General features: G+C 63.2%; 11 protein-coding genes and 3 pseudogenes. 8 read left to right on the plus strand and 6 right to left on the minus strand.

Going from position 1 to position 16,763, the window contains the following annotated elements:
* Positions 1-8: 8 nt before the first annotated feature.
* Entirely contained in the window at positions 9-1,097 is a 1,089-nt protein-coding gene (locus tag FPB55_RS11380) for a polyamine ABC transporter substrate-binding protein (protein ID WP_029885440.1), read from the minus strand.
* Positions 1,098-1,165: 68 nt separating this feature from the next.
* On the minus strand, positions 1,166-2,524 hold the full coding sequence (locus tag FPB55_RS11385; RefSeq protein WP_009682756.1) for a glutamine synthetase family protein: 1,359 nt from the start codon (positions 2,522-2,524) through the stop codon (positions 1,166-1,168).
* Between the two features lie 184 nt (positions 2,525-2,708).
* Here FPB55_RS11385 and FPB55_RS11390 point away from each other — a divergent pair, with 184 nt between their 5' ends.
* Both FPB55_RS11390 and FPB55_RS11395 read left to right on the plus strand, forming a co-directional pair.
* On the plus strand, positions 2,709-3,608 hold the full coding sequence (locus FPB55_RS11390) for a helix-turn-helix domain-containing protein (RefSeq protein WP_029885441.1): 900 nt from the start codon (positions 2,709-2,711) through the stop codon (positions 3,606-3,608).
* Between the two features lie 74 nt (positions 3,609-3,682).
* A complete protein-coding gene (locus FPB55_RS11395; RefSeq protein WP_115294082.1) occupies positions 3,683-5,593 on the plus strand; it encodes an AAA family ATPase in 1,911 nt (636 codons plus the stop codon).
* 40 nt (positions 5,594-5,633) lie between these two features.
* Here the strand turns inward: FPB55_RS11395 and FPB55_RS11400 are convergent, their stop codons facing one another.
* A complete protein-coding gene (locus FPB55_RS11400; protein WP_144188182.1) occupies positions 5,634-7,019 on the minus strand; it encodes an aldehyde dehydrogenase family protein in 1,386 nt (461 codons plus the stop codon).
* A gap of 107 nt (positions 7,020-7,126) precedes the next feature.
* On the opposite strand from FPB55_RS11400, the gene FPB55_RS11405 reads away from it, so the two are divergent.
* Both FPB55_RS11405 and FPB55_RS11410 read left to right on the plus strand, forming a co-directional pair.
* Positions 7,127-7,996 (plus strand): LysR family transcriptional regulator, encoded by an 870-nt coding sequence (locus tag FPB55_RS11405; protein WP_144188184.1) that lies wholly within the window; start codon positions 7,127-7,129, stop codon positions 7,994-7,996.
* A 234-nt stretch (positions 7,997-8,230) separates the two neighbouring features.
* Positions 8,231-8,752, plus strand: coding sequence for an acyloxyacyl hydrolase (locus FPB55_RS11410; protein ID WP_009682761.1), 522 nt, complete (start codon positions 8,231-8,233; stop codon positions 8,750-8,752).
* Positions 8,753-8,783: 31 nt separating this feature from the next.
* Here the strand turns inward: FPB55_RS11410 and FPB55_RS11415 are convergent, their stop codons facing one another.
* Positions 8,784-10,913 carry a TonB-dependent siderophore receptor gene (locus FPB55_RS11415; protein WP_144188186.1) on the minus strand — a complete coding sequence of 710 codons (2,130 nt, stop codon included), beginning with the start codon at positions 10,911-10,913 and terminating at the stop codon, positions 8,784-8,786.
* A gap of 218 nt (positions 10,914-11,131) precedes the next feature.
* Between FPB55_RS11415 and hisN the strand changes: the two genes are divergently transcribed.
* Positions 11,132-11,923 (plus strand): histidinol-phosphatase, encoded by a 792-nt coding sequence (gene hisN, locus FPB55_RS11420; protein WP_110677509.1) that lies wholly within the window; start codon positions 11,132-11,134, stop codon positions 11,921-11,923.
* A gap of 118 nt (positions 11,924-12,041) precedes the next feature.
* On the plus strand, positions 12,042-12,773 hold the full coding sequence (locus tag FPB55_RS11425) for a hypothetical protein (RefSeq protein WP_029885445.1): 732 nt from the start codon (positions 12,042-12,044) through the stop codon (positions 12,771-12,773).
* Between the two features lie 45 nt (positions 12,774-12,818).
* On the opposite strand, the gene FPB55_RS11430 is transcribed toward FPB55_RS11425, so the two are convergent.
* Both FPB55_RS11430 and FPB55_RS11435 read right to left on the minus strand, forming a co-directional pair.
* The gene (locus FPB55_RS11430; protein WP_144188188.1) at positions 12,819-13,682 is read right to left on the minus strand and encodes an alpha/beta hydrolase; all 864 of its coding nucleotides are present in this window, start codon (positions 13,680-13,682) and stop codon (positions 12,819-12,821) included.
* A gap of 132 nt (positions 13,683-13,814) precedes the next feature.
* A pseudogene (locus tag FPB55_RS11435) lies at positions 13,815-14,393 on the minus strand (LysR substrate-binding domain-containing protein); the annotation flags it as partial.
* A gap of 238 nt (positions 14,394-14,631) precedes the next feature.
* Between FPB55_RS11435 and FPB55_RS11445 the strand changes: the two are divergent.
* Positions 14,632-15,595, plus strand: a pseudogene (locus tag FPB55_RS11445) (helix-turn-helix domain-containing protein).
* A gap of 736 nt (positions 15,596-16,331) precedes the next feature.
* Positions 16,332-16,685, plus strand: a pseudogene (locus tag FPB55_RS11450) (SDR family oxidoreductase); the annotation flags it as partial.
* Between the last annotated feature and the right edge of the window lie 78 nt (positions 16,686-16,763).

Raw genomic sequence — 16,763 nt, forward strand, 5'->3', positions numbered from 1 at the left:
GTCTCGGCTCAGCGGTTGGACTTGATCTTGCTCCAGGAGCGGGTCATGACGCGCATGATCTTCGGGCTGGGGGTACTGGAAATGTACAGCTTGTCCAGTACCTCCTGCGGGGGGTAGATCTCGGGGTTGTCCACCAGCGCGGCATCCATGTAGGCCTTGGCGTCCGGGTTGGCGTTGGCATAGCCGACCGTGGCGCTGACCTTGGCGATCACCTTGGGGTCGAGCAGGTAGTTGATGAAGGCCAGCGCCTGCTCCGGGTTGTTCGCATCCTTCGGAATGGCCAGCAGGTCGAACCACAGGTTGCTGCCTTCCTTGGGAATGCTGTAGGCGACCTTCACGCCGTTCTTCGCTTCCACGGCGCGGTTGGCCGCCTGGAACACGTCACCGGAATAACCGAACGCCACGCAGATATTCCCGTTGGCAAGGTCGGAAACATACTTGGATGAGTGGAAATAGGTGATGTACGGGCGCAGCTCAAGCAAGCGCGCCTCGGCCTTGGCGTAGTCGGCCGGCTTTTCGCTACGCGGGTCCATGCCCAGGTAGTTGAGCACGGCGGGGAACAGTTCATCGGGCGAGTCCATGAAGGCCACGCCGCACTGCTTGAGCTTTTTCAGGTTCTCGGGCTCGAACAGCACCGCCCAGGAATCGATGCGGTCTACGCCCAATGCAGCCTTGACCTTTTCCACGTTATAGCCGATGCCATTGGTGCCCCACAGGTAGGGCACCGCATACTGGTTGCCCGGGTCGTTCTGCTCAAGCTGCTTGAGCAGCTTGGGGTCCAGGTGCTTCCAGTTCGGCAGTTTGCTGCGGTCCAGCGGCAAGAATGCACCGGCCTGGGCCTGGCGGGCCAGAAAATGGTTGGAGGGCACTACCACGTCGTAGCCGGTGCGCCCCGCCAGCAGCTTGCCTTCAAGGGTTTCGTTGGAGTCGAACACGTCATAAACCACCTTGATGCCGCTGCTGGCCTGGAAGTCGGCCAGGGTGGTGTCACCGATGTAGTCGGTCCAGTTGTACACGCTTACAGTGGGTGTGGCGTGGCTGGTGGTGGCGAACAGCAGGGTGAATGCCGCGGGGATCAGGGCTTGCAGATGACGCATGGGAACACCTCGTTGGTTTTGTTCTACGAGTTCAGGTGTGGTGGGGGCTGCACAGCCCCCAGGGCGGCTCAGACGCTCAGCATCAGGAACTCGCGCTCCCACGAGCTGATCACGCGCTTGTAGTTCTCGTGCTCGGCCCGTTTGACCGCCACGTAACCCTGCACGAACTGCTTGCCCAGGTACTGCTGCACGGTCTCGCAGTCTTCCATGTGCTGCAGCGCATCTTCGATGGTGATGGGCAGGCGCAGGTTGCGCCGCTCGTAGGCGCGGCCCTGCACCGGGGCGCTCGGGTCGATCTGCTCGACCATGCCCAGGTAGCCGCACAGCAGGCTGGCAGCGATCGCCAGGTAAGGGTTGGCATCCGCGCCGGGCAGGCGGTTTTCCACGCGCATCGCTTCCGGGCTGGAGGTGGGGACGCGCAAACCGGCGGTGCGGTTTTCTTCACCCCACTCGACGTTGACCGGTGCCGAGGTGTCCGGCAGGAAGCGGCGGAACGAATTGACGTTGGGGGCGAACATCGGCAGCAGCTTGGGGATGTACTTCTGCAACCCACCAATGTGGTGCAGGAACAACGGGCTCATGCTGCCGTCGTCGTTGGCGAAGATCGGCTTGCCGGTGGCGATGTCGACCACGCTCTGGTGCAGGTGCATGGCACTGCCCGGCTCGTCGGTGATCGGCTTGGCCATGAACGTCGCAGCCACGTTGTGCTTGAGCGCAGCCTCACGCATGGTGCGCTTGAACACGGTGATCTGGTCGGCCAGGTCCAGCGCGTCGCCGTGGCGGAAGTTGATCTCCATCTGCGCCGGGCCGTCTTCGTGGATCAGCGTGTCCAGGTCCAGGCCCTGGATTTCACACCAGTCATACACGTCCTCGAACAGCGGGTCGAATTCGTTGGCGGCATCGATCGAGAACGACTGCCGGCCGCTTTCGGCCCGGCCGGAACGCCCCAGTGGCACTTGCAGCGGCAGGTCCGGGTCTTCGCAGCGCTTGGTCAGGTAGAACTCCATCTCTGGCGCGACAATGGGTTGCCAGCCCTTGTCAGCGTAAAGCTTGAGCACTTTCTTCAGCACGTTGCGCGGTGACAGCTCGATGGGGTTGCCTTGCTTGTCGAAGGTATCGTGGATCACGATCGCGGTAGGTTCGATGGCCCACGGGATCTGGTACACAGCGCTCGGGTCGGGGCGGCAGACCATGTCGATGTCAGCCGCATCGAGCAGGTTGTAATAGATATCGTCGTCAACGTAGTCGCCGGTGACCGTTTGCAGCAGCACGCTCTCGGGCAAGCGCATGCCACGTTCGTGAAGGAACTTGGCGGTCGGTGCGATCTTGCCGCGGGCGATGCCGGTCAGGTCGCTGATCACGCATTCTACTTCGGTGATCCGGTGTTCTTTCAGCCAGGTGGAGAGCTGATCGAAGGGGGCGTTCATACAGACCTCTTGGTTGGTTTTTTTATGTGGGAGCCGCTGCACCCGCCAAAGCCGTTGCACAGCTTCAAGGGCATCGCGCTTCCCAGGTGACACGCTGGAGGCTATCTTGGGCTCGGCAGCCCATCGCCATCTATCCACTTTCTTCGGCATTCAATGCACCAAAAGAGTGCAATCAGGACAAAGCGTGACAACGCCCAACGCCTTGCAGGTACAAGCTTTCCACACCTCGGATGTGTCCGAGCAGGTTCGCATCACCCCCGGTTGGCAGCAGCAGTACCGGCAGATGTCGCCGGGCCATTTCAGCGGCCAGTTGCGCTGCCTGGGGCTTGACGGCGTGCAAGTCTACGAAGAACGCCTCAACACCCGGGTCGAGCAATTCTTCCGGGCGCCGAGCGGGTCGCTGGCGTTCTGCTTCGACCAGAGCGAAAACAGCCTTTACCTGCTCAACGAGCAGAGCCGCAACATCTGGATCACGCCAGAGAATTACCAGGAAGTCGCCGTCGTGTTCGACCAGGCGTTTCTCGCCAGCCACGGCCTGGACCCCCGCAGGCTTGACGGTTTGTTCATGGTGCCGCTGGGCAGTGGCCAGAATGCGTTGTTCGGCAGTTGGCTCAGTGCCACCCTGACCCGCCTGGGCGAGGCTGGGTGCCCGTTGCAGGGGCAGGCGTTGGCGGAGCAGTTGCTGGAGGACTGCCTGTTCATCCTCGACAATGCCTGCCAGCGCTTGCAGGGCATGGCCATGGGCCGGCGGGACGAGGAGCGGGCGATCATGCACCGGGTCAGCGAGTGGGCGGCTGACTGCCCGGAAGAAACCTTGAACCTGGTGGAACTGGCGGCGGTGGCGGGCGTGTCGCTGCGCCAGTTGCAGCAGGCCTTCAAGGCCTACACCGGCATGCCGCCCGCGCACTGGTTGCGGTTGCGCCGGCTCAACGGGGCGCGGCGCGATCTGTTGCGGGGCGGTGGCGTGACCGTGGCAGAAGTGGCGATGCGTTGGTCGTTCTGGCATTTGGGAAGGTTTTCAGAGAGTTACCGGCAATTGTTCAAGGAATTTCCGAGCGAGACACTCAAGCGCGTCAAGCGCTGAACCGCCGGCCCGCAAGTCCAGCAGCCGGCGCCGAAAATTGCTATCGTGCCAGCCTGTTTCGACCCGAGGTGCCGATGTTCTACCTGCCTTTGCCCAGTGACCAGGCTGACAGCCTCGCCAGTGTTCCCTTCACCGACTTCTTCAGCAGCGCCAGCCTGCTCCAGGCCGCTGCGGTGTTGTTCGTGCAAAACCTGCCTCGCCAGCCGGCGACTGCCTCGGCCGATGCTCAGGAACGCCGGTTTGCCGAGATCGTGCGGATCGCCAACGACGTTGAACGTGCCGCGCCTGGGCGCTTCCAGGGGCAGGTGGCGCAGCACTTCGACCGTGAAGCCTTCGCCATGGGCCTGGGCATGCTGGGCGAAAACGGCATTGCGCTGCTCAGTGGCGAAGTGGCGTACAGCGCAGATGAATTGCAGGACGACGAGGGGCAGTGGAATTTCCAGTTCGCCGACCGCTATCGCCAGCGCGCCACGCCGCTGCACCCCGTGCACCTGCCGGCCCTGGCCAGCGACCTGATGCTCAGCGACCAGCAGAACCGGCTGTTGCGTGAATTTCTGGGGGGTATCGACGAATCGGTCGCCGTGCAGGGCTTTGCCGGTACCGGCAAGACCTTTCTGATCCACCAGTTCGCCCGGTTGCTGGAGCCGCAGCGCACCTTGTTGCTGGCCTTGACCGAGGGCCAGTTGCGTGCGCTGCAGGCGCGGGTCAAGGATGCCGCAGCCTACACCGCGCTGACCTTCGGTCAGTTGGCCGACGAGCTGTTGAACCGCGACCTGACCAGCAACGGCTGGCGCCTGCGCGACCCTTACCGCACCAAGCGCTCGTGGCGCCCGCAAGAGGCGCAGGTGGTGCGCTGGCTGGCCATACCCGACATTGGCCCGCTTGCCGCACGCGACGTGGTTACCTTGTGCATCCGCGCGGTGCGGGCGTTTTGCCACAGTGCCGACGCGCAGGTGCAGTTGCACCATGTGCCCTGGGCCGGGCCGGGCACATCGCCGCTGGACCAGGAAGTGTTGCTGGAAAAGGCACGGCTGTACTGGCAGGAGCTGATTCGCCCGTCAGCGCGGGAAATCCAGTTGCCGGTACGTGACTACCACCGGGTCAAGCTGCTGGCGCTGACCGGCCTGGTGATTGACAGCGGCTACACCCACGTCATCGTCGACGAGGCGCACGAGTTGTCGGCACCGATGCTTGCCGTACTTGACCGCAGCCCGCAAGCGGTCATCGCCCTCGGTGACGAACTGCAGAACCTGAACGGCCTCAGTGCGCACCATGGCAGCTTCATCCGCCAGCGCTGCATCGACCACTCGCTGCGCGCAGGGCCGGCGATGGACAACGTGCTCAACCCGCTGATACAGGCGCACCCGGCATCGATCCAGGCGGCCTTCAGTGGGAGCGCCGAGCACTACACCCGGGTCAGCTTCTTCGATGCGGTCACGGTGCCGGAACAGCCCACCGCGTTGATCGTCGATGACGAGTGGGGGCTGTTTGGCTGGTTCCAGCGCCTGACGCACCAGGGCGTGCCGTTCGTGCTGCTGCAGAGCGCGCGCAAGGACTTCGAACTGTTCGTGGAGGATTGCATCGAGCTGTACCGCCATGGCACCCGGCCTCGTCACCCGATGCTGTTCCGCTATGCCAGCTGGCAGGCGCTGGAGCAGGACAAGGGTGAGGACAAGGCATTCGTCGCGGTGGCCAACCTGCTGCGCAAGGGCTACACCCCGCAGCACTTTGCCCAGGCCAAGAGCCGTTACCGCTGGACCAAGGCGCCAAAGCTGTTCCTCGGGCGGGTAAGGGATGTGAAGAACATGGAGTTTGCCCGGGTGATGGTGTCGCCCGAGCTGATGGTCACGCCGCAGGTGGCCGGTAACCGCAATGAACGGGCGCGCCTGCTGGCAGGTTTGTATACCGCCTGTTCACGGGCGCGGCATGAGCTGATCGTGCCGGGGGGGATGCTGGACTGGGTCAAGGACCAGGTGCGCGATTGAGGTTGGCAGAGGCTGCAATGCAGCCCCTGCTTCACTGGACTCAGTTACGGTCCAGCCACACGGTCTGGGCATTGGTGAACTCCCGCACACCAAAGTGCGACAGCTCGCGCCCGAAGCCGCTTTTCTTCACGCCGCCGAACGCCACGCGGGGGTCGGATGCGCAGTAACCATTGATGAACACGCCACCGGTATCCAGCGCGGCAGTCATGCGCTCGGCCAGCGCATAGTCGGCGGTGTAAATGGTCGCCGCCAGGCCGAACTCGCTGTCGTTGGCCAGCTCCACGGCATGCTCGGCGTCACGGGCCGTGATGATCGCCGCCACCGGGCCGAACAGCTCTTGCTTGAATGCTGTCATGTCCGGGGTCACATTGGCGAACACGGTCGGGGCATAGAAGTTGGCAACGCCTTCGACCTTGTGGCCGCCCAGCAGCAGGGTGGCACCCTCGGCCAGCGTCGCCTGTACCTGGCCATCCAGCTCGTCGCGCAGGTCGTAGCGGGCCATGGGGCCGATGTAGGTGTCTTCCTGCAGCGGGTTGCCCATGTTCAGCTGCCGGGTTGCCTCGACGAACTTGCGGGTGAACGCGTCGGCAATGCTTGCTTCCACGATCATGCGCTTGGCCGCTGCGCAGACCTGGCCGGTGTTCTGGTAGCGACCGATGACGGCTGCCTGGACGGCGGCGTCCAGGTCGGCGTCAGCCAGGACGATGAACGGGTCGGAACCGCCGAGTTCGAGCACGCATTTTTTCAGTGCGGCACCGGCCTGGGCACCGATCGCCATGCCGGCACGCACGCTACCGGTCAGGGTCACCGCGGCAATGCGCGGGTCGTTGATGGCGCGGGTGACACCCTCCGGGGTCACGTTCAACACTTCGAAAACGCCTTGCGGCAGGCCGGCATCCTTGAACAGTTCGCCCAGCAGGTAGGCGCTGCCCATTACGTTCGGCGCGTGCTTGAGCACGTAGGTATTGCCGGCCAGGATCGCCGGCACGGCGCCGCGCAGTACCTGCCAGACCGGGAAGTTCCAAGGCATCACCGCCAGGATCGGGCCCAGCGGGCGGTATTCGATGCGGGCCTTTTCGACCTGGGTAGGCTCGGCGGCCAGCATCGCGGGGCCATGCTCGGCATACCAGCGGCACAGGCCAACGCACTTGGCGACTTCGCCGCGGGCCTGGGCGATGGGCTTGCCGATTTCACGGCAGATCATCTGCGCGAAGGCCTCGGCCTTGGCTTCAAGGGTACTGGCCAAGGCGAGCAGGTACTCGCTGCGCTGACCCAGCGACACTTGGCGCCACTGGCGGTAGCCGGCCTTGGCACGCTGCAGCGCCGCTTCCAGTGCGGCGTCGGTGTCGAACGGGTAGGCGCCGATCTGCTCGCCGGTGTACGGGTCGAGGGAGATGGCGTGGGTCAGGCTGCTGATCGCACTCATGGCAGGGCACTCTCGTCGTTATTGAACAGTGGAGCCAGACTAGTGGGCTATGGCTTTAATGAAAACTGAATAATAATGAGCGAAACATTCACGTTTGGAGAAAGGCTGTGGACCTGGTGCAACTGGAGATCTTCAAGGCCGTGGCAGAGCAGGGCAGCATCAGCGCCGCCGCGCAGCATATCCATCGGGTGCCTTCCAACCTGACCACGCGCATCAAGCAGCTGGAAGAAGACCTGGGTGTGGAACTGTTCATCCGCGAGAAAAGCCGCTTGCGCCTGTCACCCGCGGGTTGGAACTTCCTGGAATACACCCGGCGCATTCTCGACCTGGTGCACGAGGCCCGCCTGACCGTGGCCGGTGAAGACCCGCAGGGCACCTTCGCCCTGGGCTCGCTGGAAAGCACCGCAGCCGTGCGCATCCCGGCCTTGCTGGCGGCCTACAACCAGCGCTACCCCAAGGTGGACCTGGACCTGTCCACCGGCCCTTCAGGGACCATGCTCGAGGGGGTGTTGTCTGGCCGGCTGGTGGCTGCGTTCGTCGATGGCCCGGTGTTGCACCCCACGCTGGAGGGCATACCGGTGTTCGAGGAAGAGATGATGGTCATCGCACCGCTCAATCATGCCCCGGTGACCCGCGCCCAGGACGTCAACGGCGAAAACATCTACGCGTTCCGGGCCAACTGTTCGTACCGGCATCACTTCGAAAACTGGTTCGTCCAGGACCAGGCGGTTCCCGGCAAGATCCATGAAATGGAGTCGTACCACGGCATGCTCGCCTGCGTCAGTGCCGGGGCCGGCCTGGCCATGCTGCCGCGCAGCATGCTCGACAACATGCCGGGCTGCAGCACGGTCAGTGCCTGGCCCATGTCGGAAGACTTCCGCTTCCTGAAAACCTGGCTGGTGTGGCGCCGTGGCACGGTATCACGCAGCTTGAGCATGTTCGTGAAACTGCTTGAAGAAAAGAACGCAAACCAATGATTTACAAATACTAGTCTACGTCTAGTCCGCACGTCTGTACGGCGCTCGCGCTGTGGTAGCGCCTCACACCGCAACGGTGTATGAGCAATAATGGCAATTTACTTCCAACTTTCTGATTATCGGACAATAATCAGAAAAGTATTTCCTCGTGTGACCGGTCGGGATGAACCGGTCACCAATTAATCGAGGGGCTACAGCCCCCGCTTGCCGTGTAGACCATCAGGAGAGTCGTAGATGAAAACCCGTCTCGCAGCATCGCTGGCCGTTGCCGCGCTGGCACTTGCCGGCGCTGGCACGGCCCAGGCCGCGCAGGTGTCCGGCGCCGTGGGCGTTACCAGCCAGGGCGACATGACCTACCGCATTGGTATGTCGTTCGACTGGGACAAGAAGTGGCTGCAAAGCGACATCGGCTATGTCAGCGGTTACTGGGACGCCGGCTACACCTACTGGGAGGGCGGCGACGCCAGTGGCGCCCATTCGCTGTCGTTCAGCCCGGTGTTCACCTATGAATTCAGCGGTTTCACCTACACCCCGTACATCGAAGCGGGCATCGGCCTGGCTGCGTTCTCCAAGACCGATGTAGGCGACCAGCGCCTGGGTTCTTCGTTCAACTTCGAGGACCGTATCGGCCTAGGCCTGAAACTGCCAGGGGAGCAGAAGGTCGGGCTGCGTGCGATCCATTATTCCAACGCCGGGATCAAGCAGCCCAACGACGGCATCGAGTCGTATTCGCTGTTCTACAGCAAAGGTTTCTGACAGGTAGGGCTGCTTATGCAGCCCCAGCCGTTCAGAAGGTGTACGCGACGCCAGCCTGTACCGTGCGAGGCGCACCCGGGTAGGCATACAGGTTGAATGCGCCTTCGTCATACGCCTTGTTGAACAGGTTCTTCACATCCAGGTTCAGGCGTATATGGTCGTTGACCTGGTAGAAGGTCAGCAGATCAACCACCGTGTATTGCTCCATGGTGTAGGTGGTCGCCTCGGTCTGGCCGTTGCGGTCATCCACGTATTTCACCCCAAGCCCCAAGCCAAGCCCCTTGGCGACACCGTCCTGGAACTCATAGGTGTTGAGCAGGCTGAAACTGTTGCGCGGGATATTGGCCAGTCGCGTGCCGGTTGGCAGGCGGTTGTCCTTGGTCACTTCGGCATCCACATAGGCGTAGCCGCCAATGACGCGCCACTCGGGGGTGACATTGCCAGCAACGTTGATATCCAGGCCCCGGCTGCGCACTTCGCCGGCCGCCACGCTGTAGTTCGGGTCCACCGGGTCGCGGGTCAACACGTTTTCCTTGACGATGTGGTAGACCGCTGCGTCGACACTCAGCTGGCGGTCGAGCGCTTCCCATTTCACGCCCAGTTCGTAGGACTTGCCCTTTTCCGGGTCGAAGCCCCCGCCGCTGGCCGGGGTTCCCGTGTTGGGTTTGAAAGAGCGCGCGGTGTTGGCGTAGACGGCGACCGTGTCGGTGAGGTCATACACCAGGCCAATCCGGGGCGTAGCACCGTTTTCGCCTTTGCTGAAATCACCGGCATTGTCCAGCTTGTTGTCGTAGTCATGCTCGAAGCGCTCGAAGCGTACCCCTGCCAAAGCCTTCAATCGCTCGGTCAGGGCCACTTGGTCCTGGATGAAGAAGGCCCAGGTCTGCAGATTTTCCTTGTCCCAGGTCGTGGTGCGGGTCAGCGCCGGCCGTGGCTGGCCAAGCACCGGGTCGTAGATGTCGATGGGGTAGGTGCCCGCCACCGCAGAGGACCGCTGGATGATCGAGTTGTAGTCATAGTTCTCGTACTCCACCCCTGTCAGCAAGGTGTGGCTGAAGCCGCCGGTGTCGAAGTAGCCGGTCAGGTTCAGCTGCCAGTCGCGATCGGTCCACTCCAGCTTGCGGTAGTTGAAGTTACGCTCCAGCGTTCGCCCATCCAGCGGCGCGCCGTTGGCTTCGACCGCATTGCCCTTGAGTGAGCCATCGAGGAACTGGAACCCGCCCGCCAGCGTCCAGTTGTCATTGAGCAGGTGCTCGAAACGCACCTGCGCCATGTTGTTGTCGTTGTGCAGCAGGTTATCGCTGCCTTTTTCCCAGATATAGGTGTCGCGCGAGGCGCTGCCACGCTGGGTGGCGTAGCGGGTCAGGCCGCGGTCCAGCGGGTGGTTGTTGCGCATGAAGTCGCCTTCGAACACGACCTTGGTCGTGTCGTTGACCTGCCAGCTGAGCACTGGCGCCACGTCATAACGCTCGCTTTGCACATCATCACGGAAACTGTCGCCGCCCTCGCCAAGCAGGTTCAGGCGGTAGGCCAGCGAGCCGTCCTGGTTCAGCGGGCCGGCGGCGTCGAGGGTAGCGCGGTGCATGCCCTGGTCGTCGAACTGGCTGCCCAGGGTGACCTTGGGTTCTGGTAGCGGCTGCTTGCTGACCATGTTGAAGGTGCCGCCGGGGTCGCCACGGCCGTACAGGCTGCTGGCCGGGCCGCGGATCACCTCCAGCCGCTCGACGGTATTGGCGTCTGGAGCGTTGGGGTAACCACGGTTGATCGGGAAACCGTTACGGTAGAACTCGCCGGTGGTAAAGCCGCGCACGGTGAAGGTGGTAAGGCCCTGGCCACCGAAGTTGTTGGCCCGGCCGACGCCACCGGCATAGTCCAGGCCGTCTTGCAGGCGCGTGGCACCGGTGTCTTGCAGCACCGCCTTGGGCACCACGCTGACCGACTGCGGTGTTTCGTGCAGCGCGGTGTCGGTGCGGGTGGCACTGGCGGAACGGTTGGCCTTGTAGCCGAGCACTGGGCCATCAGCCCGTTCGCTGTCGGCTGTGCCAGTGATGCTCAGGGCCTGAAGTTCGATCTGGGCAGGGTCGCTGAGCGGTTCGGGCTCGGCGAGGGCCATTGGGGAGACAGCATGAAGCACACAAAGCGAAACGAACGTGCGACGCATCGACTGGACGATCCTGAAGTAGGGCGCTAGAGAAGGGGGACGAAAAGAATTAAGGCTACTACGAATCATTACCAGATGCATTAACTTTAAAGCCCCTGCAACTCCCTGGGATTCATGGATGAAGCAGCATCGGCCAGGCACGTTGCGCACGCGGCTGGTGCAATACAGGTTGTCAGGTATCATGCCGATCTTCATAACTGTCACGAGGCCTGTTCCCAATGTCCCTGAGTGCCCCACAGATTGGTGAGTTGCGTACATTCGCCGAGCAACTGGCCGACGCCGCTGCACAGGCGATCAAGCCGTACTTCCGTGCCAGCCTGGACGTCGAGGACAAGGGGGGGCGCCTGTACGACCCGGTGACGGTGGCCGACAAGGCGGCCGAGGATGCGATGCGCGCGTTGATCCAGGCGCGTTACCCGGACCACGGCATTCTTGGCGAAGAGGCCGGGGTGGCGGTGGGCAGCAGCCCGCTGACCTGGGTGCTCGACCCCATCGACGGCACCCGTGCCTTTATCACCGGCCTGCCATTGTGGGGAACGTTGATTGCGCTGAACGACGGTACCCGCCCGGTACTGGGGGTGATGAACCAGCCCTTTACCGGCGAGCGTTTCATTGGCACGCCCGAGGGGGCCTGGCGCAACGCTACACCCTTGCGTACCCGCGCCTGCGCCGACCTGGCTACGGCCACGCTGATGTGCACCACCCCCGACATGTTCGACACAGCCGAGCGCAAGGCCGCGTTCGAGGCGGTAGCCGGGCAGGCGCGGCTGATGCGCTACGGCGGCGATTGCTATGCCTACTGCATGCTGGCGTCGGGGTTCGTCGATGTGATCGTGGAGGCCAGCTTGCAACCCTATGACGTACAGGCGCTGATGCCGATCATCGAAGGGGCGGGTGGGGTGATCAGCGCCTGGGATGGCAGTTCGGCGCAGCACGGCGGCTGTGTAGTGGCCTGTGGCGACCCGGCGCTGCACGCGCAGATGGTGGAGAAGCTGCGCCACGCCATGTGAGGGTACGCCGCCGGGCCTGCGGCGGCCTTTACACTGCACTTTTTGCCATTTCCGCGCTCTATGCTTGGCCAGGCCACATCAATCCCCGATGCGGCCGCCGAATATCGACCCGGTGCCGATGGTTGCAAGCTACCCTCATCTGATTCCCCGCGTGCTGCTGGCAGGCGTGCTCACCTGCCTGTGTGCCTGCACCCAGGAACAGGGCCGCGACATGCTCGACCAGTTTGCTGACGGCAAGCCCAGCGAACTGTTCCAGACCAGTGTCGACCGCCTGGCCACGTTGTCGATGCGCGACAACCTGCAAAGCCTGTACCTGCTGATGAACAAGCTGTACCTGCGCAACCCCAACCAGTTGAAGCTGTCGGGGTACGTCGACGCCGCCACTGCCGAGCGGCAGATCCGCAAGGCTATCGAACACCGCCAGCCGCTGGCGCAGCTGGGCAACCGTCGCGACCTGGCAGCCTTGAGTTACGCGTTGAGCCCGGAGTTTCGCGGTGACCGCGTCGGCGCCTTCATCTATGCCATCGGCAGCATGCTGATCACCGCTCACGGCGGGCGCACCGAGTTCTACATGACCGACACGATCGACCCGCTGTTCATCAACAACGCCGCGCGCAATATCGAAAAGGCCACCTGGATGTTGAGCCAGCGGCAAGATGCCAATGGCGTGTTGCTGCTGTTTTCCAACGAGATTTCCGAAGAGGGCAGCAACCTGAGTTTCGCCGTGGAGTTCGGGAAGATCGTGGCGCGCCTGGATTTGCTGGCAGAGTTGCTGGATGAGCGGTATCGGCGGATCGGGCTGAACTATGCACAGAGCCTGCTGCTGATGAACTTCCTGCCTGTACAGTGACTTTGGCTGTTGCATTGGCCCTGGTAGGAGCGGCCAGTAACGCTTTCAGAGCAGCGCCTGGATCGCTTGCCGATAACGCGGCCCGGCCAGGCTCATGCTGTTGTTGTGGCTGGCCCCCGGTACCAGCAGCAGGGTCTTGGGCTGCCGGGCCGCCTCGTACAGCTGCTGGCTGAAACGCGCTGGCACGAAGCGGTCATCCAGCCCGTGCACCAGCAGCACGGGCAAGCCGATGTCCTGGATCTTGCCCAGCGAGTCGAACTTCTGCGACAGCAACCAACGCACCGGCAATGACGTATTGGCTACCGCAGCGGCGACATCGCCCAACGAGGTGAATGTCGATTCCAGTATCAACCCACGCGCCGGGGGCGCGGCACCGCCCTGGCGTGCTTCGGCTGCCAGCGCGCGGGCCAGTTCGACGGCCACCGCACCGCCCAGCGAATGGCCGAAGATCAGCCGTTTGCCCGCGTCGGGTTGCAACTGAGCGAAGCGCTCCCAGGCGATGCGCGCGTCCTCATAGACAGTGGCCTCGGAGGGCAGCCCGCCGCGGCTCTGGCCAAAGCCGCGGTAGTCCACGGCCAGCACCGAGTAGCCCATGGCATGCAACTGCTCGATGCGGAACAACTGCCCGGTCAGGTTCCAGCGCACCCCATGCAGGTAGAGGATGGCCGGCCACCACCAGGCGTGCAGGCTCTGATTGGCAGCGAAACTGCGCGGCCGCAGGTCAAGCTCCTGCACACCGCTGGGCAGGCCACGGAACCAGCTGGCCTGCCCAGGTTCAATGCGGAACACCAGTTCGCGCTCTTTGTGCTGAAGCACCGCGCAACTGCTGGGCAGGCCGATCACCAGCAAGGTGGCACACAACCAGGTCAGCCAGCGGCGGCGTAGGTGGGAGAGGAAAAGGGTGGGCATGTGGGCTTTTTAACAGATGCCGGGGCGTGCGTGTGAGGAAAGTGCCTCAATGGTGGGCTGGACTGGTTGCAAGCTGTTACCGCAGTGAGCGGGTGGGCAGTGCCGGCCGTTGCGCGCCTGTGAAACAGCGGCTCAGCTGCTGCCCAGTGATTCCAGCAACGGCTGGAACTCTTCGAGCAACCAGTCGCGCAAGTGCAGGCAACTGGGCTCATGTTCCTTGTCTTCGTTGAAGGCCAGGAAGTGGAAGGTGTCCTTGAGCACCAACTCCTCTTGCACCGGGCGCACCAGCAGCCCCTGGGCCACCAGTTGTGCCACCAGGTGGTGCCAGCCCAGCGCTACGCCCTGGTTGCCAAGGGCCAGTTGCACCAGCAGGTTGTAGTCGTTGGCGTTGAAGAAGTGCGGTGCGGTATTGGCGCGGCTTTTCAGGTCAACGTCGTGGAAGGCCAGCCAGACGTTCCAGTCGACATGTTCGGCCACCTGCGAACGCCCATAAGGGCTGAGGTTGAGCAGGGTGCCATCGCGCAAGCCTTGCAGCGTCTGCACTTCGGGGTGCCGGGCCAGGTACTGTGGGGTGCACACCGGGTAGATCACGTCATGGTTGAGCGGGTGCGAGCTGTAGCCAGCCTGCACCTTGCCCAGCTTGGTGATGTAGATGTCAGGGCGCACACCCGGCTCCATCGACAGGAAGTTCTGCGTGGTGACCCGATTGATTACCCGCCATGCCAAGGAATGGGTTGCCGCCCACCGTCAGCAGTTTGACCAGTGGCTGCAAGCCTCGCGTGATGCAGCGGCCCAGGCCGGTCAGTAACCTGATCCATCAGCGTTGGCTTTTTCGCGGGCTCGCCCGCTCCCACAGGTCCGCCACAGGTTCTGAACACTGTGCAATGCCTGTGGGAGCGGGCAAGCCCGCGAAGCGGCCAATGCGATTCTCGCTGTTGAGTTAATAGCCATGAGCCACTTCGAAAGCATCCTCAAGAACACCAACCTGGCCCATCTGGAGCCCGGCTTTCGCACTTCATTGCCAATGCCCTGCCAGCGGGTGGCCTTCGTTCTGCGTGAACACTTCTCGATGATGGCCTTCACCGCTGCAATGGACAGCCTGGTGACCGCCAACCTGATGAGCGCCACGCCGTTGTTCCAGGTCGAGGTGGTGGGCGAGGGGCCGCAGGTGATGAGCGACCTGGGCATTGCCTTGCCGGTCAACACCCAGCTAAGCGATTTACAGGTGCAAGGCCTGGGTTGCCTGCTGGTGTGCGGCGGTTTACGCGTGCGCCTGCAAGCTGCCCCCCAGTTGCGTGCCAAACTGCGCCTTTCACCCTGATGGCCGGGCGATGATGAACGAGCTCTACCCCAAGGTGCGGATCAGCCGCCAGGCCCATGTGCTGGACCGCAGGCGCATGAGCTGCGCAGGTACCTGCAGCGCGCTGGACATGATGCTGGCCATGCTTGAGCAGGCGGGTGGGGTGCCGTTGCGGCGGGCCGTGGAACAGATGCTGGCGTGCGACCGTTCGCGGGTGGCAAATGACACTGCGGCCGGCGTGGCGGACATTGACCCTGGCATGCCTCACGGCGTGCGCCTGGCGCTGGAGCTGATGCATGCCAATATCGAAGACCCGATCGGTATCGACGAGATCGCTGAACATGCGGGGTTGTCCCGCCGGCACCTGGAACGCTTGTTCCACCGCCATGTGCAGGCCACGCCGCCACGGTATTACCTGGAACTGCGCCTGACCCATGCGCGGCAGCTGTTGCAACACACCAACAAGTCGTTGACCGAAGTGGCGGTGGCCAGCGGGTTTGTCAGCTTCCCGCATTTCTACCGGCGCTTTCGTGAGTTGTTCGCCATTGCACCGCGGCAGTACCGGGCACGCAGCCAGGGCTGGGCAGGGCGGCAGGATGTGGCGGTCCACTGAGTCAGAACGCTGCGAAAATTCACCGGCCCTATCGCCGGCAAGCCAGCTCCCACGGGGATTGCATCAGGGCTGACAGTTGGTTGCCACAAGATATGCAGCGCCTGTTAGAGCGAGCGCCGCCCGCGCGGCGCAATCGCGAGCTGCGCTCGCTCCTACGTTTGTTTCGGGCCAGTAACGCCTGTGACAGGCGCGCGCGGCCGCCTTGTTTGTACGGCGCGATATTGAGGCATGCACCAAGGCGTTCGCGCGCGAATCCCACAGGAATAATTGGCCCGAAACAAACGTAGGAGCGAGCGCAGCTCGCGATTGCGCCGCGCGGGCGGCGCTCGCTCTAACAGGCGCTGCCATACCTTGTGGCAAACACCTGTCAGCCCTAAGGCGATCCCTGTGGGAGCTGGCTTGCCGGCGATAGGGCCAGACCTGCAAAATGACTTCGATTACCGAACACCAACCAAACTTGGCGTGTCCGCTATCCGCCCACCCAATCCCAACGCTGCATTGCCCAACCCCCGCCTTTTTGCTTAAGTGTGCTCATCCACCGGCTGTCGCCTGCCCCCGCTACCTGCAACCGGCCCGATAGAATGACCGTGACGACCGCAACCACAGCCCCACAAGGCCGTAGGAAGCGGCGACCAGAACAATAACGATGCCGAGTGCCTTGCCTATGGAAAACCGCCTGCTGAGCGAGCGCAGTAGCGTGTTTCACCACGCCGACCCTTATGCTGTGTCCGATTAGTCGGTCGCCACCCGGGGCGTGAACCGGGTGCCATATGGTGCGGCCAAGGGTGGGGTCAATGCGCTGACTGCTTGCCTGGCCTTCGAAACCGCTGGCCGTGGCATCCGCGTCAACGCCACCGCGCCGGGTGGCACCGAAGCGCCGCCGCGGCGGGTGCCGCGCAACACCGCCGAGCAAACCGAGCAGGAGAGGCGCTGGTACCAGCAAATTGTCGACCAGACCCTCGACAGCAGCCTGATGCACCGCTACGGCAGCATCGACGAACAGGTCGGGGCAATTCTGTTCCTGGCCAGCGATGAAGCGTCATACATCACCGGCGTGACCCTGCCGGTAGGGGGCGGCGACCTTGGCTGAACCGCCCGGTCTTGCGGCGTTGCATCTGGCAACAAGGCGGGGAATTGCCTAGCGACCCTGGTTGAGGGTAGTTTCCCG

Origin of the sequence: Pseudomonas sp. BJP69, from assembly GCF_007633355.1 — a bacterium.
Classification (GTDB): domain Bacteria; phylum Pseudomonadota; class Gammaproteobacteria; order Pseudomonadales; family Pseudomonadaceae; genus Aquipseudomonas; species Aquipseudomonas juntendi.